General features: G+C 46.6%; 17 protein-coding genes and 1 pseudogene. 9 read left to right on the top strand and 9 right to left on the bottom strand.

The window, feature by feature from the left end; all coding sequences use genetic code 11:
* Positions 1-49 precede the first annotated feature (49 nt).
* The 6 genes from AXFE_RS10430 to AXFE_RS10405 all read right to left on the bottom strand — a co-directional run bounded on the left by AXFE_RS10430 (position 50) and on the right by AXFE_RS10405 (position 4,418).
* Positions 50-2,206 carry a type IV secretory system conjugative DNA transfer family protein gene (locus AXFE_RS10430; protein ID WP_052605802.1) on the bottom strand — a complete coding sequence of 719 codons (2,157 nt, stop codon included), beginning with the start codon at positions 2,204-2,206 and terminating at the stop codon, positions 50-52.
* A complete protein-coding gene (locus tag AXFE_RS10425) occupies positions 2,203-2,457 on the bottom strand; it encodes a hypothetical protein (protein WP_052605801.1) in 255 nt (84 codons plus the stop codon). The genes AXFE_RS10430 and AXFE_RS10425 overlap by 4 nt, the downstream gene beginning before the upstream one ends.
* 250 nt (positions 2,458-2,707) lie before the next feature.
* Positions 2,708-2,902 carry a hypothetical protein gene (locus AXFE_RS10420; RefSeq protein ID WP_052605800.1) on the bottom strand — a complete coding sequence of 65 codons (195 nt, stop codon included), beginning with the start codon at positions 2,900-2,902 and terminating at the stop codon, positions 2,708-2,710.
* Positions 2,899-3,453, bottom strand: a complete 555-nt coding sequence (locus AXFE_RS10415) for a hypothetical protein (protein WP_052605799.1) — start codon at positions 3,451-3,453, stop codon at positions 2,899-2,901. Before AXFE_RS10415 ends, AXFE_RS10420 begins: the two co-directional genes overlap by 4 nt.
* A 381-nt stretch (positions 3,454-3,834) precedes the next feature.
* Positions 3,835-4,125, bottom strand: coding sequence for a hypothetical protein (locus AXFE_RS10410; RefSeq protein ID WP_052605798.1), 291 nt, complete (start codon positions 4,123-4,125; stop codon positions 3,835-3,837).
* Positions 4,119-4,418, bottom strand: a complete 300-nt coding sequence (locus AXFE_RS10405; protein ID WP_052605797.1) for a hypothetical protein — start codon at positions 4,416-4,418, stop codon at positions 4,119-4,121. Before AXFE_RS10405 ends, AXFE_RS10410 begins: the two co-directional genes overlap by 7 nt.
* Before the next feature lie 264 nt (positions 4,419-4,682).
* Here AXFE_RS10405 and AXFE_RS10400 point away from each other — a divergent pair, with 264 nt between their 5' ends.
* The 5 genes from AXFE_RS10400 to AXFE_RS10380 all read left to right on the top strand — a co-directional run bounded on the left by AXFE_RS10400 (position 4,683) and on the right by AXFE_RS10380 (position 13,376).
* Positions 4,683-4,931: a hypothetical protein gene (locus tag AXFE_RS10400; protein WP_052605796.1), complete on the top strand. Its 249-nt coding sequence runs from the start codon at positions 4,683-4,685 to the stop codon at positions 4,929-4,931.
* Positions 4,932-5,031: 100 nt separating this feature from the next.
* Positions 5,032-5,532 carry a DUF6879 family protein gene (locus AXFE_RS10395; RefSeq protein WP_052605795.1) on the top strand — a complete coding sequence of 167 codons (501 nt, stop codon included), beginning with the start codon at positions 5,032-5,034 and terminating at the stop codon, positions 5,530-5,532.
* Between the two features lie 2 nt (positions 5,533-5,534).
* Positions 5,535-6,410: a helix-turn-helix domain-containing protein gene (locus AXFE_RS10390; RefSeq protein ID WP_052605794.1), complete on the top strand. Its 876-nt coding sequence runs from the start codon at positions 5,535-5,537 to the stop codon at positions 6,408-6,410.
* 382 nt (positions 6,411-6,792) lie between these two features.
* Positions 6,793-10,113, top strand: a complete 3,321-nt coding sequence (locus AXFE_RS10385; protein WP_082058665.1) for a helicase-related protein — start codon at positions 6,793-6,795, stop codon at positions 10,111-10,113.
* Complete coding sequence (locus AXFE_RS10380; RefSeq protein ID WP_052605792.1) at positions 10,110-13,376, top strand: Eco57I restriction-modification methylase domain-containing protein; 3,267 nt, start codon at positions 10,110-10,112, stop codon at positions 13,374-13,376. The genes AXFE_RS10385 and AXFE_RS10380 overlap by 4 nt, the downstream gene beginning before the upstream one ends.
* A gap of 295 nt (positions 13,377-13,671) precedes the next feature.
* On the opposite strand, the gene AXFE_RS19360 is transcribed toward AXFE_RS10380, so the two are convergent.
* Both AXFE_RS19360 and AXFE_RS10370 read right to left on the bottom strand, forming a co-directional pair.
* Positions 13,672-14,520: an IS3 family transposase gene (locus tag AXFE_RS19360; protein ID WP_268749157.1), complete on the bottom strand. Its 849-nt coding sequence runs from the start codon at positions 14,518-14,520 to the stop codon at positions 13,672-13,674.
* Positions 14,521-14,525: 5 nt separating this feature from the next.
* Positions 14,526-14,783, bottom strand: a complete 258-nt coding sequence (locus tag AXFE_RS10370; RefSeq protein WP_052605790.1) for a hypothetical protein — start codon at positions 14,781-14,783, stop codon at positions 14,526-14,528.
* A gap of 133 nt (positions 14,784-14,916) precedes the next feature.
* Between AXFE_RS10370 and AXFE_RS10365 the strand changes: the two genes are divergently transcribed.
* Both AXFE_RS10365 and AXFE_RS10360 read left to right on the top strand, forming a co-directional pair.
* Positions 14,917-18,357, top strand: a complete 3,441-nt coding sequence (locus AXFE_RS10365) for a P-loop NTPase fold protein (RefSeq protein ID WP_160291820.1) — start codon at positions 14,917-14,919, stop codon at positions 18,355-18,357.
* A 320-nt stretch (positions 18,358-18,677) separates the two neighbouring features.
* Positions 18,678-19,586, top strand: a complete 909-nt coding sequence (locus AXFE_RS10360) for a hypothetical protein (protein ID WP_052605788.1) — start codon at positions 18,678-18,680, stop codon at positions 19,584-19,586.
* Positions 19,587-19,770: 184 nt separating this feature from the next.
* Here AXFE_RS10360 and AXFE_RS10355 read toward each other — a convergent pair whose 3' ends face one another.
* Positions 19,771-20,175 carry a hypothetical protein gene (locus AXFE_RS10355; protein WP_052605787.1) on the bottom strand — a complete coding sequence of 135 codons (405 nt, stop codon included), beginning with the start codon at positions 20,173-20,175 and terminating at the stop codon, positions 19,771-19,773.
* Positions 20,176-20,329: 154 nt separating this feature from the next.
* Between AXFE_RS10355 and AXFE_RS10350 the strand changes: the two genes are divergently transcribed.
* The gene (locus AXFE_RS10350; RefSeq protein WP_052605786.1) at positions 20,330-21,433 is read left to right on the top strand and encodes a hypothetical protein; all 1,104 of its coding nucleotides are present in this window, start codon (positions 20,330-20,332) and stop codon (positions 21,431-21,433) included.
* 172 nt (positions 21,434-21,605) lie between these two features.
* Positions 21,606-22,266 (top strand): annotated as a pseudogene (locus AXFE_RS10345) (hypothetical protein); the annotation flags it as partial.

Raw genomic sequence — 22,266 nt, 5'->3', positions numbered from 1 at the left:
CCTGTTGTACACGCGAACGGTAGAGCGAGCGGACACCGCCCCAGGCCACTCATAAGCTATCCCCACTAGTGCGCTGGCGACGACCAAGATCGTTAGTTGGCTCAGTTTTTCGCCCATAGGCAAGTTCACGAATTGCGGCCTCGACAACACTTCGGTCAATGCCGTAGGCATCACGCGATGCAGTGCGAATAAGCTCCGGATCGCTTGTCGAACTATCTGGCAAAAGGGTCCGGGCGCTGCACCAGGGCTGAACCGAGTTTCGGGCCAACAGTTGCAGGTAGCAGTGATAAGCGTTAAGACTCTGAAAATCCTCCGGTTCTAAGTTGCTACCGGCGGCGATCAGCTTGGCATCTTCGTTCGGTAGTCGAAAGGCGATGCGGGACTGGGCGTTGTTCATTACCGCTGAACGCATTGGTATATCCAGTTGGTGCATGTACTGATGGGCCAAGACAAATCCGACGCCCAAACCCCGGGCTTGAGCCAGGGCATCGGCAAAATCAGTTGGAAGTCGCAGGTAATCCTGAAACTCATCGACGTATATAAAGACCGGGTGACGCTTCTCTGGGGCAATCATCGAACGGCTCAGGGTAGCCTGCCACAACTGAGCGATAACCAAACTGCCAAGCAGTGCCGCGGTCTCTGGTCCCAGTTCTCCCTTGGCCAGATTGACAAGCAGGATTTTCCGTTTGGTGAATAATTCACGGACATCGAATCGGGGCTTAGCTTGCCCGATAATGGCCCTAATTTGAGGACGTAGTAAGAAAGGACGCAGCTTATTCATGACCGGGGAGATGGCGGTAGTTCTCTCGGCTTCGCTCCAGTTTTCGTAGGAAGCCCAAAATGGTTCCAGGCCTATCGGATCATCGAGGTTGGCCACCATTCGACGGCGAAAACCGGCATTGGTTAGAAGCAACGGCAAAGCCACCAGTGTCATACCGGGATTGCGGGCAAGGGTTAATAAGGCACTACCCAAAATGTCCTGGGTCCTTGGTCCCCAGTTTGCGGCGTAGAGGTTGTGAAAGACGCCGAGCAGTTGATCGGCCACCAGTTCAGGCGAACGACCATGAGTAGACAGGGGATTTAGCCCCACTGGTTGCTTGTCATCGGTTGGATCGAGCAAAACCACGTCGCCAGCGCGGTGTGGTGGGACGTGGCTCAAGATATCTTTTATCAGGTCGCCTCTGGGTTCGATCACCGCGATGCCTCTGCCATCTGCCATATCCTGGACAACGAGATTTAACAGCAATGTAGATTTTCCGGATCCGGTTGGACCAAGGACGTGAAGATGGCGCAGCGAGTCAGTTGCCGAGACCGCCAGCGGTCGTTCCCTCCCTGGAAATGTCGCTTCGCCAATAATGCGTCCCGACTTTGGTATCGCAGATGTTGGGGCCAGCATCCGGCTGCCAACCTTGGCAACCGGAAGATCACTGGTGGCGCCAATTGGCCACCCGGACACCGTGGCCAGCTCAAGAGCGTTCAACCGCAGTGGAATGAATAAGGGAACATGAACACCCGTGATTCGTTTAGGACTGGTCGAACGAGCCCGGAAACTGACACCGGGGGATTCAGAGGTGCGCAGTGCTCCGAGAACTTGGCGAGTCAACTGACGCTGCCTTGCGTAACTCTTGGCTATAACGCCAACTCGCCCGACCACTTGCCAGCCCGAAATGCCCTGTTTGGAACGCAGGGCAGTGCGAAATTCGCTGTCAGCTGATTGTGCTTTACCCAGTACGGTATCGGCCACGTTGGATAGCCAGAATTCACTAGAAGCATTGATCTTGTTGGGAACCGGAGTTGAAGACAGCTGACGACCAAGTACCCATTGCAGAACCAGACGCTCATGGGCACCAAGGTGAGATAGCGCGCTCAGCAGTGCCGTACTGACAACTTCAGGATCGTCGGTACCAAGTGGTCGACGACGGGTCGATAACCGCAGTTCTACCGCCCGATTGAATGCACTGTTATTGTGGTCTATTGTCTCAACGGCCAGTCCAGGCAGACCAGCGCGTAGCTGATGGACGATGCTTCCGACCCGGTCTCTTGGCAGTGCCAGACGATGCTCCACGAAGTCAGCACTGCCAACTGTTTCAATTACAACTGGGGTTCCAGCTGTAGCGCTGAGCAGCAGAAAAGCCTGTTCAACCTGCTGGGCTGAGACATTTCTGGGCCAACGCAGTCGATACCAGATAACAGGACCGGCGTTCACGCCGCATCACCTTGGTTATCGGAGTTGTTTTCATCTTTGAGGGGTTTGACAGGCTGGATAGCTTTATTACGCTTTGCCCGGATTTCTGCCTTGGCTTGAATCCCGGCTTGGGCTTCAGCCTCGGCCTCAGTTTCGGCTTGAGCTTCAGCCAGGGCAATCAACGCCCTCGCCAAACGTCGCAGATCAGGTGGATCTTTTCTGACACCTCGGACTCTGATATGACCGTCATTATTGTGGAATGTTCTACTCATAGCGTTACCTCCTTTTTTCTTTTATTTATGGGTTAATAAACAAGGGCGATTATTTCCAGAGCCCTGAATGCAAACGGAATGAACTACACGGGTTACACCCGCACCGATCCATTTCGCCTGCTGCTGAAACGCATTACTATGGACTGATAAGTAAATAATGCTTTTACGCATTAGTCAATGATGATTGTTAATTCCACAACACCGATTGGACATCTTCTACCTCTGGTACCGTTCTCATTGTGGGCAGTAGTTACCACCCTTGCCTCCGGCGATGAATTATCCACAACACGTAAACAACGCCTACTACCACGCCCACTGCGATTAGTACCGGCAGCATTGCCTCGATAAGTCGCATCGCAATGTAAAGGGCGAAAGCCGAGACCAATAGTGTGAAGGCGGCACCTGTCAGTGACTTGCGCCAACCCGACGAACTTGGTGTGATCATGTTGCCGTTCCTTGCATGAGACTCCACCCGGCCTCACGCTCAAGCGCCGTGTCGAAGTCAAACCGAATGCAGTCGAGCGCAAATTGGAGCTGGTTAATAACGAATCGGTGGGTGTGAGCCATATACAAGGTCTGACCCACCGTGTCGGCCAATAACAGCTCGTATTCCAGTGATCTAGGACTTAGCCCTTCTGCTTTGGCCCTAGCCAAGTGACAAGAAGCTACCGCCAGTTCTGCTTCAGTTGAGAAATCGGCCGAGAGCCAGACATGTCGAGTGTCATGCATGTATCGGAAAGCCCAGTTCGTCGCTGAACGGTCGTAGATGGTGACCTCTGAAAAATCCCGCAGAACTCGCAGTGGCAGTCCAGAGACATGACAGACTTGGAACTCAGCCCGCAGGGCATCCAGATCGCTCGGGGCTATGGACGCTGGACGCCAGCTAAATCCGAGCTCTGTCGCGGTGCGTTGTGCCTCTAAGCGAATGAATTTACTGAGGCGTAGCCGGGCCGTCCAAAGTTCGGTATCCGAAAGTTCACTGCTATTGTTGGTCATCTGAATCCTCCTTTTGTTCGGCCCACCACATCTCCCTGTCAAGTGCTCGTTGTAGCCGCAGGTGCACTCAGGATTTACGAGTTCACAGAAAGACATCGCCTTGATTAGATCAAAGGTCATCATGTCCTTCGCACCACCGGAATTTTGCCTTTTTGTCGAACATCCCACCGCAGACCAGCCATGGTGGTGCAGTACTTCTTGTTTCTTGTCATTTATGCCTTCTTTCAGTTAGAGCCAAGCGATTTCAATTCCTCCACGGCTATCTTGAGTACTCACGTGGCCCGGACAAGAGCGTGTCGTCCAACAATTAGGAGCGACAGCACACCCCATGCCGGGTCAGATTTGCGAAATACGGGTAGCAAAAACGATGATGTTGATTCGTCAATAATCCTGGTCAGTTTTTTGCTTCTGCGCCTCTTTTGAGGCAATGAACGATGCTTGGATCAACTCTTTGCGGGCCTGATGCGCATTTGCCTTTAGTACTGATGCGAACAAGTGAAGCCTGACTTGAGCTTCTATCTCTTGGCGATGGCATTCGGCTTCTAGGCGCTGTGCATGTCTTCCACGAAGGCGCTGCAACCATCGGGGTGCATTCTCCGCTGCCGCCGTTACAAACATGACCACTATCGTGATCAGTGGAGCCATCTCGAGGATCTCGATTACTCTTACCATCTGGTGATCACTCGAGCAGCGCCCATCGCGTAGGCATCGACAATGTGCTTGTAACGAGCCTCTCCCAGCGGAGCGATTTCGATAAGGTGTGCTTCAAGGGCGCTAAGCGCTCCAACGTTATCAAGTGCGGTGTTCGCCAGAACTGCTCGAACCTGTTCGTGAACTTCGGCGACCAGACCTTGGCCAACGACTCGCTCGATCTGCCGCCGGGTCTGGCGGGCGAGAGAGGGCGTCATTTGTCCAAGGGTTTGAAGAGCAATAGGATCACAGTTTGCAGGAATTAGGTTATTCATAGAAGACTTTCCTTTCACTAAGAGTTACTTATGCGTTCGACACGCATCAAGGCTAAAGCTAGCCAGTTACTTTTCTAGGACCCGTGTGTTTCGAGAAGCCAGAATTTGGGACTATTGGATTCTCGGCGAAGAAGTTGACGAGGAAAATATTCGGATGAGGGGAATATTTTCTCATGTAAACATGGCACCTGATAATCTGGGGTTGTCTTGTTGTTCGAAGACGTTGCAAGGTAAATTAGGTGTACTCAATCGAGTAGAGAGGGTATGAATATGCAAGTTCACGAATTTGGAAGTGGTGCATTCCCGATCCTGGCGAAGACTGATCGGAGTGGTTTAGAAGACTGTGTAGGCAAAGACTGTCCGACGGTGTACGGAGCTGAGGGCGACGACATTCTCATTCAGGGATATGAAACAAGTCTGCTATTTAGAGAGAATTCAATTCCTGACGGAGAACGCGTAGTACGAATACCCCGAGGGTTGTTGCGGCAATTGGTAGCTAATGGCGAATTGTAGCTCGTGATTAGGGTACGGAGCCATATGATCCATATGGCTCCGTACCCACCGTCTTGACAATCGGACTGTAGACGTTCAAAGTATGAGTGGAGCAATATATATGGATCTAGAGGCTTTGTTTGTAAATTTTCAGTCGAGCGCCTTTCGTCTTGAAGGTTTGCCTACGTATCGTGTGCCGGGTGAGGATTTGGCGTTTGCTTCATTCCTCAAACAGGGAACAATTCCTGCTGGATTTAACGCGCCGTGGGTGGCGCTTGTCGAAGATTTTCTTGCTGAGGGAAAGACAGTGAATCGGCTACGATTGTTGTCTGAATCGCTTACCGATTACGAGAGTTTTGAAGTACAAGCATATGAAGCAGGACTACGTGTCGGGGAAAAAATCCGCGTAGCACCGCGAATCGATTGTGCATATGAATCCGACTTTTGGTTCTTTGATGGTAAATGGATCGCGTGGATGAACTACCTTAGTGATGGTTCATTTCAAGGAGCTGAGGTTTCGACTGCTTCGGCAAGCGAGATCAAAGTAGTTGAACAGTGGCTTAGAGTTTTCGAGAATTCCCCCAATTTGCGTGACGTCTATGCTTGTACACATCAGGCCTAATTGTGGCTGGAGGCCGCTTAACTTTTCATATTCCTCCTAATACTCAGCGTGCCAAGATCGCGCTTGGGAAAACTTTGCGAAGTCTACGCGTGTCTCGTAGTTTGACAAGTAAACAGCTTGGCGAGCGCGTGGGCTTCAGCCAATCCCACGTCTCCAAAATAGAGAATGGCCACGCCAAACTCACCAGGCAAGATCTTGACCAAATTGCTAAGACCCTTGAACTAACGGTTGATGAAGAAACAATTGTTGTCCGACAGTTTGAATTAACACTGCTTCCACCTTTGTCCATGCGTGCTGTTATAGCGCACGGAGTTGAAAATCGGCAACGGCAGATTCGGGACTACGAAAAGTATATTCGAGTATTTGACCAATACGAGCCAACTGTGATACCGGGCCTGCTACAGCTGCCGGGCTATACACGAGAATTACTTCGTTGGTTCGAAGTACCAGAGAATGACATAGAAGCAGCAATAAGTGGACGTAGGGAACGGCAAGAGGTGCTAACGCAACGTCAACGCTCTTTTCACTTCGTGATAGCAGAATCAGTGCTTTATACCGTTGTCTCATCTAGAGAGGTTCAAGTTGAACAGCTGAGGTGGCTCTCTATGCACATAAAATGGGATAATGTACGAATTGGTATTCTTCCTACTGTTCGTGGAAATATCCCAGGTGCACTTACAGGGTTTACGATCTATGACGGCAGGTTTGTTTCAACCGAGACGGTAGTTATAGAACAATTCATTTCTAACGCTGACAGCATATCAACTTTCGTGAGGCTACATACATTGGTTGCGGAGCGCTCAGTATACGGTCAAGAAGCGCTTGAGATGATCAATCGAGCAACGACACATTTAGAACTCAACTGCGAAGAATCATGATTCCTGCCGATGTTAATTTTCAAACGCTCCAACTATCTGAGATTGTCTTCGGCAGCCAATTTGCCATAATCTGTAATATTGTCGTGGAGTATTTGGGCATCTGTCAGATCTGATCTCCGCAAGCACTAGCCACCACTGGCATGTTCTGTATCTAAAGATGAGATGAATCGCGGGCTAGTCTTGAGCGAGCCCTTAAAGCCAGCGCAGCGCCCTTAATCGAGTTAATCGGGAGAAAGGCCATTGAGTTGCTTGAAGCGTGGAGTCCAGGTTATGTTTGATTTCCTAATGCTCAATATTGAGTAATAGGAGCAATCACAAGAAACTGAGGAATAAGCCATACGCTTTTTTATAACATTATGAAATTCAGCCAAATTGACGTAAAATGATTTTAAATGACCCGGAAATCCGCTTTGCTATGACTTTAATCGATAATAAAACCCAAACGATGCAAAAAGCGTTGATAAATGCTCTGAGCAATGCTGATCGGGTAGACGTTTCTGTTGGCTATTTTTATTTTTCAGGTTTCGAAGCGTTGGCTGCAGAACTTGAAGATAAGCATGTTCGAATACTCGTTGGAATGGAAGTTGACCCATCTTGTATTCCAGATATCGTTCAATTCTCTAAAGAAGCAGATGAGGACCTTTCGCGTTGGCAGCCAAGACAGCCGACTCGATCCGCACTTGGACTGAAACAGAATTATGCAGACGCATTAGTTGGTTTTATTAACGATAGCGATACGTTTGATGATCCTAAAGCAGAAAAAGCCTTTGATATCTTTGCTAAAAAGCTCCAAGATGGTTCATTAGAAATACGAAAGACAATCACTGATGAACACGGTAAGTTCTATCTCGTTTACAACAACAAAGAGAGTTCACACGACGGAGACTTTCCAGGTACAGTCTTTAGCGGTTCAAGCAACATGACTTACAGAGGTCTTGTTGGCCAAGGTGAACTCAACGACTCTCACCGCGATAAATCAAAGTTTCAAGAGTACGAGCAGCGATTTACGGATTTATGGAGTCCTTCCAAATCTATTGCAATTGCAGATTCCCACAACAAAGAGGAATTCTTCAAAGAGTTGAAATCCAAGGTTTGGAAGTATCAAACTCCATCATCGTATGAAATGTATATTCGAGTATTACATGAAGTTTTTAGCCACGAAGAGAAAGAAGGCATTCTTTCACCAGGCAAAATTACGAATGGCCAGTTTCTGGATCTAGAGTACCAACTCGATGCGGTACGCATGGGGATTGAAAGACTGGCTAAATTCGACGGAGTCATAATTGCGGACGTAGTAGGCCTCGGAAAAAGCATCATCGCCTCTTGCATCGCCAGAAATCTAGACATGAACACAGTTATCGTTGCACCCCCGCACTTAATGCCCCAGTGGGAAGATTACAAAGAGCAGTTCGGAATTCGAGGCTCTCGTGTATACAGCTCAGGCAATATCAGCCAGGTTTATGAACGATATAAAGATACTAGTGACCCAATTCTTATTATTCTCGACGAAGCCCATCGCTATCGCAATGAAGATACAAACGACTACAAGTTGTTGCATCAAGTTTGTCGCAGTCACCCGGATAATAAGATACTCGTTCTTACAGCTACACCTTTTAACAATGCACCTAAAGATGTTTTCGCACTTGTAAAGCTCTTTCAAACCCCTGGACAGGCAACGATTAGGTCGGTTGACAACCTAAGTCTGAGATTTCGTGAACTCATTGATCGCTACAAAAAACTACGAAAGGATATGACCAGAGGTTTGAAACCAAGCCAGATTGATCAAGAGGCAGAAGAAATCGCTGAAGAACAAAGAAGACTTATTGAAAGCGTTGTCATCAGACGGTCACGGCTTGATCTAAAACAAATCACAAGATATAGAGAAGATCTAAAACGTCAGAAGATAGATTTTGCCGATGTAGTTGGTCCTGAGTTAATGGAATACGATCTCGGCGCATTATTGGATCTTTACTTAGAAACACTGAACACGATTAGTGCAACTGATGGTGGCAACGGCTTTATCGGTGCTCGCTATAAACCTGCTGTCTATATAAATGATCGGCAAGCGTTTCTGGATAAGTTTGGCGCAGATCTCGATGAAACCGACCTAAAAACAGCCCAAGTAAACCTTGCAGACTTTATGCGCAAGCTCTTAGTCATGCGCTTTGAAAGCTCGAAATACGCTTTTGAAAGCACGTTAAACAAGATGATCCAAACCAACAAATTAATTGAACGCTGGTGGGAAGAGCTTGGCAGTGTCCCGATTATGAAAAAAGGTCAAATTCCTGATCCTGACGATTTTGCCGATTACGACCAGGATGATGGTGAGGATCACAACGCATTAGACGAACAACTGGATCAACTAAAAGAGCAAAAAGGTTTGATTTCTGTACCGAAGGAGTTAATTGATCCTGAATTTATTGATGATGTTCGGAAGGACACCGCGTTATTGATCAATATCCGGGACAAATGGTTTAATGATCCCAGGATTAGCAACGAAGACCCTAAGACTGATGATCTTGCTCAGAGAATTTCGAAGCTATTATCCGAAAACCCCGATAGAAAAATAATTATTTTCTCAGGTTATGCCGATACAGTGAACTACCTCTATGCAGCTCTTGGGAAAAGAGGGATTCAGCGCATGTACCACTACACAGCCGCTGATGCCAGTGCAACTACACGGAAGATAATTAAAGAGAACTTTGATGCCTCAGTCCCAAAAGCTCAGCAATCAAATAATTACGACATTTTAGTTGCTACTGATGCTTTGAGCGAGGGTTACAACCTTCATAGGGCAGGCGTAGTAATTAATTACGATATCCCATACAACCCCACTCGTGTCATTCAGCGTGTCGGCCGTATCAATCGTATAAACAAAAAGGTTTTTGATCATCTCTATGTATTCAATTCTTTTCCAACTGCTATTGGTGAAGCTGAGACTCGTGTAAAGCAAATATCAACCCTCAAAATAAAGCTGATTAATTCGATTGTAGGCAGTGACACAAAGACGCTTACGAATGACGAGCAAATTCAAAGCTATTTTAAAGATGAATATCAGAATGCTGACGCTCAAAATGAAACTCTCTCTTGGGACGCTATACATAGAGACGTCTACTTTAAAGCCCTTAAGGACGACCTATTAATAGCTAAAGCACTTCAGATTCCTCGTCGATCAAGAATCCTAAGAAAGAATAGAAGTGATTCCGTTGTGGTGGTTTTTGGTAAGAAAGGCGAACAATCAATATTTACTATTGCCGATGGTGATATTGAGCCTGTAGTAGTAAGTGCAGAAAGAGCTGTCCCTCTCTTTGCAGCAACAGTGGATGAGCAGAGCTTCGAAGTGCAGGATAAGTTTGCACCAATATTCAATAAAGCTAAAGAAAAGCTGTTCGCTAAACATCCACTCCCGGCCATAAAAGGACGGCGCCAAGATGCCATCAAGAATCTTATGGCGATTAAGGATGCCCTACCAAGGTCTGAAAGCTATTGTTCGGATTTGATAAAGGTCATCAAGGAATTCGACGATGTTAGTGAAGGTACCTTGAAAGATATTGTACAAATTGACATGCGAAATATCGAAGATACCTATTCACGTCTGCAAGAACTAATACCGGTTCAATTTATTCGCAACGTTATAGATCGTGCTCACCGAGCTAATGAAGGAAAGGAACTATTACTACTTGCTGAGGAGCTTGAAGCATGAGTTTCGATCTTGGTCGACCTTATAATCGGCAAGCCTTCCTTGAGCTTGTTGACAGCTTATTACCATCCGTGGGTCATGATATGAGAACTGTTACGGAGTTAGCATCACACTTTTCTGAGGTATTATCGCTTGGTTCTTCACCAAAACTTGATTTGCAAATTTTTGAGGTTAAAGTATCAGGTTCACTTGATAAGCGAGCTGCCATAGCTAGTGACGGCTTCAAACTTATGAAGCTTACAGCATCTTATAGATGTCTGGTGGCTTTTTATTCTGATGACACCAATCAATGGCGTCTTTCACTCATGACAGCTCAACCCACAATTGATAACGGGAAAGTTGTTACTACGTTTTCCAGCCCCAAACGGCATTCATACTTATTGGGCCCAGGGAGCAAGTTGAAGACACCCAACAAACAACTTATTTCAAAGGGTCAAGTTACAGATTTCGATGACTTATCAAAACGGTTTGCTGTTGAGGTAGTTAACAACGAATTCTATAAAGAGGTCGCCAAGCTATACGACGAATTGGTTGGTAGTGACCAAACGCCAGGTGTTTTAAAATATCCCGATCATGGCGAAGCTAGTCATGAGTTTGCCGTCCGGCTAATCGGCCGCATTATTTTCTGTTGGTTCTTACGAGAAAAGCGAAGCGACTCAGGTACGCCATTAGTACCAGTAAATATTTTATCTCGTAACGCTGCTAGCGAGAACAACTATTATCACGCAACCTTGACGTCCCTCTTCTTCGAGGTGCTTAACAAGCACCTTAAGAATCGAGAAGACAAATTCCAACGTGATTATTATGCGTCGATCCCGTACCTCAATGGAGGTCTATTTAGTCCGGATCCTGATGACTATTACAAATTTGATAAAGCCCTGCAACTTTCAGTCCCGGGCCTTGTCGAGGTTCCTGATACTTGGCTCAGGAAATTGTTTGATCTGCTCGAGCTTTATAACTTTACTGTTGACGAGAACACTAGCTACGACATAGACCTCTCAATAGATCCTGAGATGCTGGGACGCATATTTGAAAATCTACTTGCAAGAATCAATCCCGAAACTGGCGAAACAGTGCGTAGGGGCACGGGAAGTTTCTACACCCCTCGTGAGATTGTGGAATATATGGTAGACCAGAGCTTGAAAGAATACCTCAAAAACGTTACAAAGGTTTCAGATAATAAAATTGCAGCTCTAGTCAGCTATGACGTACTCGATGACAGCGAGCACGCCTTTGCGGGTACCGAAAAACAAGAGATTATTAGGGCTCTTGGTGAGGTAAGAATTCTAGACCCAGCCTGCGGATCCGGGGCTTTCCCTATAGGTATTTTGCAGAAGATCGTGTTTATCCTTCAGCAAGTTGATCCGGACTCCAAAGAATGGCTACAAAAACAAATCGCCGGGGCTAGTCCTGAGCTTAGAAACCATCTTGAACAAGAATTTCGTAACAAGAATTTTAATTATATTCGCAAACTAGGTGTGATTCGTGAAAGCATCTACGGCGTTGACATTCAACCAATTGCTACGGAAATATCTAGACTGCGCTGTTTTCTCACACTTATTGTTGACCAATCCGTAGAAGATGGTGCAATAAACCGGGGCATTGAACCACTGCCTAATCTGGATTTTAAATTTGTGACAGCAAACAGTCTAATAAAGCTGGGAGGCGGCAAAAAAGGTATCACTGGCCAAACTGGATTATTCGAGGACACGGATGGCATCAATGAACTTAAACAACTCCGCAAAGAGTATTTCAGCAGTCATGACTCAGAAAGAGGCAGTCTGAAATTACAGTTCTCACAACGTCAGAATTTGATGTTGCAAGGAATAATTTCTCAACGCAGTCACGATTTGGCAGATTTAACAAGACAAGTCTCTACATGGGACCCATTCGGCCACCATGCTACAGACTGGTTTGATCCTGAATGGATGTTCGGTGTTACTGATGGCTTTGATATTGTCATTGGAAATCCGCCTTACTACAAAGAAAATGACGATCGAACAAGATTCGACAACCTTAGAGACTCAGAGTGTTATCAGGGCAAGATGGATGTGTGGTATTTGTTTGGTGCACTTGGCCTCGATATATTAAAACCTGCTGGCATACTGTGTTATATAGCAACTAACAACTGGACCACAAACGCAGGAGCCTCAAAATTTAGAAACAAGATATTGCAAGAAGCCACAATTCTACAAATGCTAGATTTCGGGAGCTATTTTGTATTTGAATCATCATCGATACAAACCATGGTGATGATGTTCAAAAAGACTAACGAAGCACGCTACGTATTCGACTACCGGAAGATTTACACCGATAAACCAGTGGGTCGAGACATGCTTGATCTTCTGGCTAAAGCTGCAAGCGCTAATACAGCCTATCTGGAGCCGACTATTGATTTCTCTGAACGCATCAACTCGCTACTCACATTCTCAGATAACGAGAGCGAGAAACTTCTTAGAAGAATTATTAGTCGGGGCGATATTAAGTTAACCGAAAATGAAGTTGCCAATGGTATCCATCCACACTTTGACTACGTAAATAAGAAAGCAGCGAGCAAACTTGGTGGTTCGCATAAAGTTGGAGATGGGATATTCGTACTCAGCCAAAAGGAAAAGGCAACGTTAAACCTAACTCCTGAGGAAGAATCGTTGATTAGACCCTACTACACGACTAAACAGTTGGGACGATATCGCGCGCTCCCGACGAATGAGGAGTGGATAATTTACACCGGTTCGAACTACAAAAACGTCAGGAGCATGGATCCCTATCCGGCGCTAAAAAACCACTTAGACCAATTTCGAGAAGTAATCACATCCGCAAATCACCCTTATGGTTTGCATCGTGCAAGAGAGCCGAGATTTTTTACTGGAGAAAAAATTATGGCGCTGAGGAAAAGTACACCTCGACCAGTATTCACTTTTACAGATTTCGATTGTTACGTATCTGCTGCTTTCTACATCATAAAAACTGAAGGCATTAATCTGAAATATCTAACTGGCTTGCTGAATTCAAAATTAGTGACATTTTGGCTAAAGAATAAAGGCAAGATGCAGGGCAATAACTATCAAATAGATAAAGAACCGCTACTCGCGATCCCAATAATCGTCACTAATCCTGCCATACAAAAGCAGATTGCAGACAAGGTTGATGACATCTATGCTGGCAAAGGTTCGTTGGAGAATCTTGAAATAGAAATTGATAACCTTGTCTATGAGCTTTATAATCTTCTTCCTGGGGAAATTGCTGTAATCAAAAATATGAAATAACTGTGTACAAGAGCATTCTTGCCATTGATAATACAAAAGCCCCTAGTGGTTTGCGGGAGAGTGACGTGGTGTGATGTGTGAACGAAGGTTAGATTGTCAAGTCGATTTGTCCCGGCTACATTCGTCAATGTCAACTGATCAGCATGATGAACCACCCAAAGACTTGTCCCGTAAGCGGTCAATTCGTCACTGTGGGATCATGCTCATGCTTGCTCCTCCGCAAGTCTTAGATCATAATTTAGTTTAATATGAAGCAATGTCAACCTCCCCTAATTCTAGACACCTTGTTCGTTCTCTAATTAATGTTTTGTAATGTAGCAGCATAAGCAGCTGGACTCATCTTTAAAGCTGTATGAATTCTTTTATGGTTGTAATAGTAAATAGTTAAGGCAATACCCTCATTAAGTTCTGCAATATCTTTAAATCTTTTAACAGGTCCTAGTTCATCTTTTAGGGTACTATAAAATCTTTCTTTAAAACCATTCTGCCAAGGACTACCTTTATCGGAGCAGGATAATATAATCTCCATCTTCTGACATAAATCTTGTAAACGGTAACTCAGATATTCACTACCCTGATCACTATGCAGGATAGTAGGCGGTGGATACTTACTGAAGGCATCTAGGATTGCTCTATGCACTAGTTCGGTGTCATGTCGAAGACCAATACTCCAACCGACTATTCTTCTAGTTTTAATATCTAAAACAGTAGCTACATATACCCACATTCCCATAAAATAGATATGCGTGAAATCCTGTACCCAAGCTCCAGATTCAGTCATCCTGGAATAATTTTGTCCATCCTGTGGTCGATTAGGGTTATTAAAATCTATATAGGATTTAAGAGCATTATTTGGAGCTTTAACTTCAGCCTTAATAGATGATTTACTATGTCTCTTAGTTCTTTTGGCTGCGACTACTCCTGCTAAGTTACGTATACGTCTAGTTTTCTTCTCACTCCAACCTAGCTCAATAGCTAGCCTCGTTACTCCGTAATAGGGATTAATATCACTAACAGTCTTAAGTTCAGTTATAGCAAGTTGATCATTAAAAGATTGTTTTACTGGTTTTGTATATAGATTAGAACGGGCTATTTTTAGTACTCGAGAAAAGTGAGTTCGCCATCCTGGTTCGACTACTTCCAGGACGGCTATTTTTTTAGTCGTTTCATCTCTACAGTGGCTCTGCCTAGAAGATTGTATAGTTGCTCATTCTCCTTCTTAAGACGATTATTCTCTAGTATTAAGCTAGTACTAGTATTAACTACTCCATCACGTAACCAAGTGTATATAGCAGTTCTGCCTACACCATATTTAGTTGATGCTTCGGTTACTGTCATACCTTCATCACGTATTTTAGTTATTATCTCTGACTTAATTTTTAAATCAACAATTATACCTTTAGCCATATAATTTAACCTCCAAGTTATTACTAGTTTATATCTTTTAAAGTCTATCTAGAATGGACTTGGTGTTTATTATATGGAGAGTGGGACACAACGTACAAAGGTGGACCAATTCTCTGAACGGAGAAATCAGATCGTGAAGTTCGACAGTAGCAAGCCATCGGTGAAGACGGTGAATCTGGTTTCGGACCTTCCCTCAGAAGAAGATCTTTTTAGTAGCCACGCGCATTCCACGGTAGCTGCTGCAATTGCTGCGCTCATCACCCATGAACACGGTGGTCGGGTCATCGGACTAGAAGGTACCTGGGGATCAGGTAAATCCACAATTGTTACTCTTCTCAAGCATAAGCTTGAAGATCAATCAAAAGATGATACGTCTACAATCAGTGCCGAGATTCGAGTTGCTGTATTCGATGCGTGGGCTCACCAGGGTGACCCATTGAGACGTACGTTTCTCGAAAGTCTTTTAAGATACCTCGTCAAGTGGGAATGGTTGGATTCAAAAGAGGCTAAGGGGTTCCGGAAGCGCTTCACGGGCAAGCGCATAACGAGCACCGTGACGGCAACTCCGCATCTCACTCTAGAAGGGTTGTTAGCATCGATAGCTTTGCTGCTTGTTCCTCTGGGTGTAGCGGCATTCGATAATCGGTTTGTTCACTATCACCGAATTATAATCGTTATAGGTTTATTACTAGCAGCGCTACCGCTGCTAGTAATACTTGGATTTTGGATCATTCTCGGAGTATTGCATTATTTCGAGCACTGCGAGGATACGAAAGCCTTTAATTTCTTCCGTAAGGATCAAGAGGTTGAAACTACCACGGATTCGATAGAGCACGGTGAACCAACTTCAGTGGAGTTTGAACACTTTTTTCGGAAAATTCTTAAGGCATCCCTAAAAGGCGGCCGACGCTGCGTATTGGTGCTAGATAATCTCGATCGAGTTGATGAGAACGACGCACGCTCCATATTTGCAACGATGCAAACCTTCACTGGTTCTACGGCGCGGACAGCCGACGACGAGTGGAGTGACCGAGTATGGACTCTGATTCCCTACGACAAGAAAGGTCTGGATCACCTATGGGATTTGCAGCCACGAGATCCGGCAGAGGAAGCTATCACGAAGGTTGCTGCAATTTCGAACTCGGGTGTAGCGGATGACTTTTTAGCAAAGCTCTTTGCAGTTCGATTTTTGACGCCTCCGATAGTTTTAACCGATTGGCGACGCTATCTTACTGAATTGTTGAACGAGGCCTTACCAGATCGATCACCTTTGGAACATCGTAACGTTGTGCGTCTTCGTGCGCTTTATCCCGCTGCTTCGCCAGCGGGACGAGTAGCACAAGAAGAGCCGACCCCTCGTCAACTTAAGCAGTACGTGAACTCGATCGGAGCTATTCTTCGACAGCGGAGCGACGTTCCGCTAATTGATGTCGCGTATTTTAGTCTTCTTCAGCGTGACAGTGTTCCGCTCATCGGCGAGTTGACGAAGGATGGAGCTATCCCTCACGGCTCACTTGCATATCTATTGAGTAATTCTGTGCGAGAGAACCTCATAGCTATTCATTTCGGGACCGAGGCTGCAATTGCCAATCAAATGCTGCTTGGACGTTCACTCGATGTGGCCTTGAAGACGGATAACACGGATGAACTCACAAGCTTGTCCAATCGCTATGGCTTCTTGGAAGCTCTTGACGCTCTTGACCTATCTGGTTGGGCTCAGGACGGAGCTGTGGAGTTGTCACGCGCTGTAGCATCTCTGAGCAAGGCTGGTCTTCTCACTAGGGATGTCGCAGGCGATTGGATCGACGATTGTCTACTTAAGGCGGTCTCTCTCGTAAAGTCCTGGCGGTTAGCAGACACAGAATCTGGAATTGGAATCGGTGCAGTTACCGGTCTTGTGCTAGAAGATAGTGTCAGATCAGCACTCTTAGAAGCAATCGAGCCTTTGAAAGGAGACGCACAAGGGACGGCCAACTCAGCACTTGATGGCCTAGTAGGACTGGTTGATTCACTTACTCCAGAATCTTTTTCAAATTTGCGGGTTCGACTAGATGTGCCTGACAACCAGTTTGTGCCAGCGTTGGCTTATCTGCGCTCCAAAACCGATAATAAAATAGCTTGGGAGATAATTCAGCCAAAAGCAACTCCAGCTGAAGTCAACCAAATGGTCATTGCCGGAACTTCGGCTCCCAATCCTCAGCCAGCGGCACAAGCACTTGAAGTCTTGATGGCTCGTCCTGACCGATTTGATCCTGAAGTAGTGCTGACAGGATGTTGCGACTTTCTTAGAGCAAGCGAAATGACAGATGGTGTTCAGCTTCAAGGTGTCTGTAGTGCTATTGATATGGTTCGATCTGATCAGGGTCAATCTATTTTACAGCAGCTCGCCAGCGATGGAAGTCGTACACACCAGTTCGCTGTTGCCGTAACTAAAGATTGGGAAATCGCAGCGGCTTCGACGTCCATGCTCCTTCTGAGTGTTCAACTGAGTACGACTGAACCTCAGGTCTCCCGTAGTTCTGCAGCAGGGATATTAAAGCTAAGAGAGATATTGTCGAATCCGACAACTGACACGAAGATCGCTGATGCTCAGAGTCGATGGCTTATCGAGCACTCATCTGAAGCATGGGCACTTCTTATGAGGCAGTTGAGTGCCGGAGTTGGGAACGAGCCATGGGTGAGCTACCAGATTCGCGCACTTCGTGTTGATTCCAATCTTGTTGTGACAGCGACCGAGTTTGCTGAATCCTTCGACGTACTAAGGCGTGCGTTAGGAGAGGAAGGATTTCGGAGTTTACTGGGTGAGATATTAAAAGAGCCGAAAAACCGAGTTGCAGTCACAACCAATTCCCAGAATCCCGAGCTTGCCCATGAGGCTGTCCTGTTCGCCTTTGGCGAACCGGGTTGTTCAAAGGCTCAGCCAGGCATATCTAGATGGGCAAATCACATACTCAGCAAGGCTTCGCAGGCTGATTGGGAGAGTTCGTTGAGTGTGTTGGCTGGAGGACCGTTCGTTCAACTGGGGTTGATCGTTAGCTCTTTGTCTAAGCCTCCAGTTCTTGGCGGAACCCTGGACAATGCTATCCGGTCACATGCGAATCTGTTGATCGCGGGCCAGATAGGATGGACGCCGTCGTCTGAAGAGTTCCTGAAAGTGGTGAGCCTTTTAGACAAGGACTTACAGGGTGTGTTGGCAAGTCACTTGTGTGCAAACTTGGAAGGCAAGGAAGGCGCAGAGATCTCGGACAAGTTCTTTGAAGTGTACGGTGCTTTCTTGTCTGGGCAGCGTTTATTTCGTATTCACGAGAAACTTCCGAATGTCGTTGAACGGCTTGTGGCAGGTGACCGTTGGGAGGCCCTCAAATGGTTTGTCGGAGTCGCTCAAAAGCACGGTGACACGCTGAACCGAGACAACCGTGGAGCTGCATTCGATGTACTTCGACGTAAATCTATCGAAAGGGTGGATGCAGAGGGGGATGCGACGCCAGTGCCGTTGACGGACCTCCTGAAATTGCTAGGTGGAGATTCTGCTAAAGAGGTAGACAACAACATACAGCCCAATTTCGAGAGCTGAAATAAGGCCAGCCTCTTAAAAACCCAGCTCATGATTGATAATCTTGGTCCATGAACGGGCGTGTAGTCCCCCAACACCCTCGGAATGACGTTTGACGACCCATCGGCCACCAATAGTCCGAGTAGCTGCACAAAGATCATACAGGAGTTTCAACAATCCAAGCAACAGTGGTACCAAGTACTTACCTGTTTTAGGGCGGTTTTCCTGATCTGCAAAGACTATCAATATGGTAATCGTCTAACTAAACTCAATGTGGGCAAGTTACGGTGCGCGTTGGGCTATTTCAGTCAGTGCGCATGTGATATTCTTGAACAAGATTTATGTCTACAAAACGAGAACTCCACATCGGCAATCAGCTTGACCCAGCAACACTCGATTCACTGGCTGACTTTATCTGTGGAGACGACGAAACACGGTTTCCTGTCTATCGCACTTCGTCTAACTTAACTCGCTTCTTTACCAGTGTAAATATAAACGCAGTGCATGATGGGTCTACTCGAAAATGGTGGACACTGGGAATCCTGACGCAGTTGACACCATTAGAGCTCGAGAAGATCATTCTACGAATTGTGGACCTACGAGAGTATAAAGGCAACAAGGAGCAACTTGGCCTCGCTGTTCGAACCATGAACGACATACTTGTAATGGATAATCTCGGAATTAATTTTGTCAGTTCAAGACCAGTGCTTACCGATGCGACACCAATAAATATTGACATAAGCGATTTGACGAAGGTACCTATAGCTACTGACGAGTCATCTTTTCTTAAACAACAGTTTAGTGATGTCATTGATTTAGGCGAGCTGAAACTTGACGCAGTAATCACCGGATTTCTTCAGGCTAGAGTTGATGAAGTTCAAGCGTGTCCCCGTGACAAGGTGCCTCTCGGGACAATTTTTTTACTAGGTAGCACACTTGAAGGGATTCTTATCGCAGTTGCTACTAAAAACCTGCCAAGTTTCATGACTGCGAAAGCTGCACCTAAGGATAAGTCAGGGACCATTCTCAAGGTCTATGACTGGAAGTTAAGTCAACTAATTGATGTCGCTCAAGAATTAGACCTACTCAAGCTTGATGTGAAAAAGTTCAGCCACGAGCTACGGGATTTTCGTAACTACATCCACCCATACCATCAAATGTCATACCAATTCAGCCCAGATCAGCATACTGCTGACATATGCTGGCAAGTTTTCAAGGCCGCATTCGCTCAACTTAAGGTAAATAGCTAATTGCGATTTGCGACTTGTTAGTGGGCAGCAGAGTGACTGCATGAGCGCCACAAAGACTTCAGTACTGGAAACGCATAAGAGATTTGGTAGTCCTAACCGATACCTATGAGATACTCTTGTTACCTATTCGGCACATGATTGACGCTGCTGAGATCTATTGATTTTAAAATGCCAGGACTTGAAATTATCGGTCCTTGCTTTCAAATAAGGCATATGGGTGCCAGTTCGCTTCAAGAGTCCCCGAAGAGTCCCCAGAGAGTCCCCAGAGAATCAAAACCGCAACGATTCCGATTGCAAGAACCCCGACGACCTGACCAGATGTCTCGTTCTTAGCTGCAATCATTACAGCATCGGTCATAACTGTGATCTCAATATTTCCCGGAAATGGTATGACACTTTCTACCACTTGCGCGATAGTGGAACCCTCTGGAGACTCCAACCAACTAGCGAGCTTAATGTCGGTAAAGGCCGTATCTTGGAGTAACTCTTTCGCAATTTCTTGAGCACCGCGAAGGTGCCACCCGTACGAGTGTGTTGAGTACCAATTTCTCAGGTAGGTCTGCAACTTGATTATTTCGGATTGTTTCATTTGCTATATACTCCTATTATTATTGTGGGTACAAGGTCGGCAAAGCCTTAGCCGACATATTTAACAATACAGGTAGTAATATAGCTGCTACCTCAACTTATAGATATGGTGTAAGATTGCAACATAATGGGAAAGAGAGTGGGAGTACTGTCAAATGGAGAAGGCTAGTGAGAGTACATCACCTCGACTTAGAACTGTGGATCTAATTGAAATCGGGAGAAAGATAGAGCCAGAACTTACAGAGAGAACGCTGGAATATTGGAGAAACCAAAATCTTCTGCCTTCGCCAGTGCGGTCCAGCCAGGAAGGCAAGCGACCAATATGGACCTACCCTGATGAAACTACAGACCAGCTGAGGACTCTCTTACGCCTTCGTAAAGAGTCCAGGGATCCTAATGTGCTTCGAGCTGCACTCTGGTTTGAGGGCTATCCAGTCAAAATGACTTATGTCCGTAAGTCAATCGCTACATACCTCCGTCAACTCCAAGCGACGTTTGAAAAGGAACTGGAGAAGCGGCGTCCGCAAGTCGCTGATGAGAGTGAGGCGAGTTGGTTTGCTATTGAACAAGTTGCATCCAAACTTGCACGGAAGCGACGCAAGGGGTTGCCACGCTTAGCTCGCCAACCACAGGCGGATCGGATTCAGGCCGTCGCTTTGATGCTCGGTCTTCTGTTCGGGAATCCTTCTGCAATGCAGCACTTAGAGCATGATGCACCATCAGTCGAGCGCCTAATCGGACTTGATCAAGGACGTCGAGCCCGGCCAGCAGGCATTGGCCCGTGGTTAGATCGATCACCTGAGGAAGGATTGGAGGTGTTTGCTCGCGTGGGAAACCTGTCCCGCTTGATTGAAGTCATTGATATTGCGTCTGACGAGGAGTTGCAGCTGGCAGCCACGTTCTCTCGAAATCTGTTGGACGGAATGACAGCGTTCTCGAAGATCGCTGATGCTTTTGTGGGCGTGGACAATACTTCCGGTTTGGCGGGCATAGAACCACTCCAAGGAAATGCCTATACTGCTGTTGTAATTCTTCCGCTTTTCGTCTCGATTCTCCGCTCTGCCGCGCTCGTCGAGAATCTGAAACAGATTGTTCATTCGTATCAGACGAATATAATTCCGCTAGAGCAACAGGCAAAGGAATTGGCAGCATTGTCTGAAGACGATCGGATCCAGCGTTTAAAAAACCTTTCGGAACTCCCATTTGCGGAGCAGCTCCGCATCAAGCGGCTTATTGTGAAGTACAGCGAAACCCCTTGAACAGAGTTTGGAGCTTCGTATAAGGTTTAGCTTGGTCGTACACATTCGGTGATCCCGTCAAACAAGCGGTGCTGTAGACACTCGATGATGGCGTAAGGTTGGGGTAGCTGGCCTATCCTCTGTGGCCTAGGGTGGCTGGACACGGCGCTTTAATTGTGATAGTTATAGTTACGTGGCAAAAACAGTGCGCCAATACGACAACGAGCGGATCGCTTCGCTGGAGGCCGAGAACGTCGTCCTTAGGTCCGAGCGTGACGAGTTGTCTGCCAAAGTGGATGCACTCACAGCCAAGATCGTCGAGCTAACCAAACAGGCTTTCGGGCGTCGCTCCGAACGGGCGAAGATGGCTCAGGATGTGAACGCAGAACCAATAGGCGCCTTGGAAGAAAGTAGCGACCCTGAGCCTGATGAGGTGCCAAGGCGCAAGAGAGGTCAACAACTCGGGCACCGCGGCCATGGTCGACGCAGCTATGACCACCTACCACGCGTACAACAGATCCATGAGCCCGATTCCAAGCTGTTGGTCTGTGGGAGCTGTGGTGCGCCTTATGCGCCTTTCGGAGAGGAACGCTGCGAGGAGATCGACGTCGAGGTGATAGTCCGGGTCATCGACCATATCCGTCCGACGTACCGGAGAGGATGTAACTGCAAGGCGACCAAGGGGGTCGTAGCTGGCGCACCACCAGCGAAGGTAGTTCCAAAAGGTAGGCTGTCGGCTGGGTTCCTCGCCCATATCGTGGTGGCGAAGTTTCTCCTTGGGCTCCCGATCAACCGGGTATGTGCAGCACTTGCGATGCAAGGGGCCAACTTCGCTCCTTCGACTCTGGTGGGAG

The organism is Acidithrix ferrooxidans (assembly GCF_000949295.1).
GTDB lineage: Bacteria > Actinomycetota > Acidimicrobiia > Acidimicrobiales > Acidimicrobiaceae > Acidithrix > Acidithrix ferrooxidans.
Note: the sequence above shows the minus strand (reverse complement) of the source record. Positions and strands in the feature narration are given on the sequence as shown.

Excerpts from the sequence above, each read along its gene's own strand:
- AXFE_RS10425 (WP_052605801.1), bottom strand. The coding sequence starts at position 2,457 with ATGAGTAGAACATTCCACAATAATGACGGTCATATCAGAGTCCGAGGT.
- AXFE_RS10420 (WP_052605800.1), bottom strand. The coding sequence starts at position 2,902 with ATGATCACACCAAGTTCGTCGGGTTGGCGCAAGTCACTGACAGGTGCC.
- AXFE_RS10415 (WP_052605799.1), bottom strand. The coding sequence starts at position 3,453 with ATGACCAACAATAGCAGTGAACTTTCGGATACCGAACTTTGGACGGCC.
- AXFE_RS10410 (WP_052605798.1), bottom strand. The coding sequence starts at position 4,125 with ATGGTAAGAGTAATCGAGATCCTCGAGATGGCTCCACTGATCACGATA.
- AXFE_RS10405 (WP_052605797.1), bottom strand. The coding sequence starts at position 4,418 with ATGAATAACCTAATTCCTGCAAACTGTGATCCTATTGCTCTTCAAACC.
- AXFE_RS10400 (WP_052605796.1), top strand. The coding sequence starts at position 4,683 with ATGAATATGCAAGTTCACGAATTTGGAAGTGGTGCATTCCCGATCCTG.
- AXFE_RS10395 (WP_052605795.1), top strand. The coding sequence starts at position 5,032 with ATGGATCTAGAGGCTTTGTTTGTAAATTTTCAGTCGAGCGCCTTTCGT.
- AXFE_RS10385 (WP_082058665.1), top strand. The coding sequence starts at position 6,793 with ATGATTTTAAATGACCCGGAAATCCGCTTTGCTATGACTTTAATCGAT.
- AXFE_RS10380 (WP_052605792.1), top strand. The coding sequence starts at position 10,110 with ATGAGTTTCGATCTTGGTCGACCTTATAATCGGCAAGCCTTCCTTGAG.
- AXFE_RS10370 (WP_052605790.1), bottom strand. The coding sequence starts at position 14,783 with ATGGCTAAAGGTATAATTGTTGATTTAAAAATTAAGTCAGAGATAATA.
- AXFE_RS10360 (WP_052605788.1), top strand. The coding sequence starts at position 18,678 with ATGTCTACAAAACGAGAACTCCACATCGGCAATCAGCTTGACCCAGCA.
- AXFE_RS10355 (WP_052605787.1), bottom strand. The coding sequence starts at position 20,175 with ATGAAACAATCCGAAATAATCAAGTTGCAGACCTACCTGAGAAATTGG.
- AXFE_RS10350 (WP_052605786.1), top strand. The coding sequence starts at position 20,330 with ATGGAGAAGGCTAGTGAGAGTACATCACCTCGACTTAGAACTGTGGAT.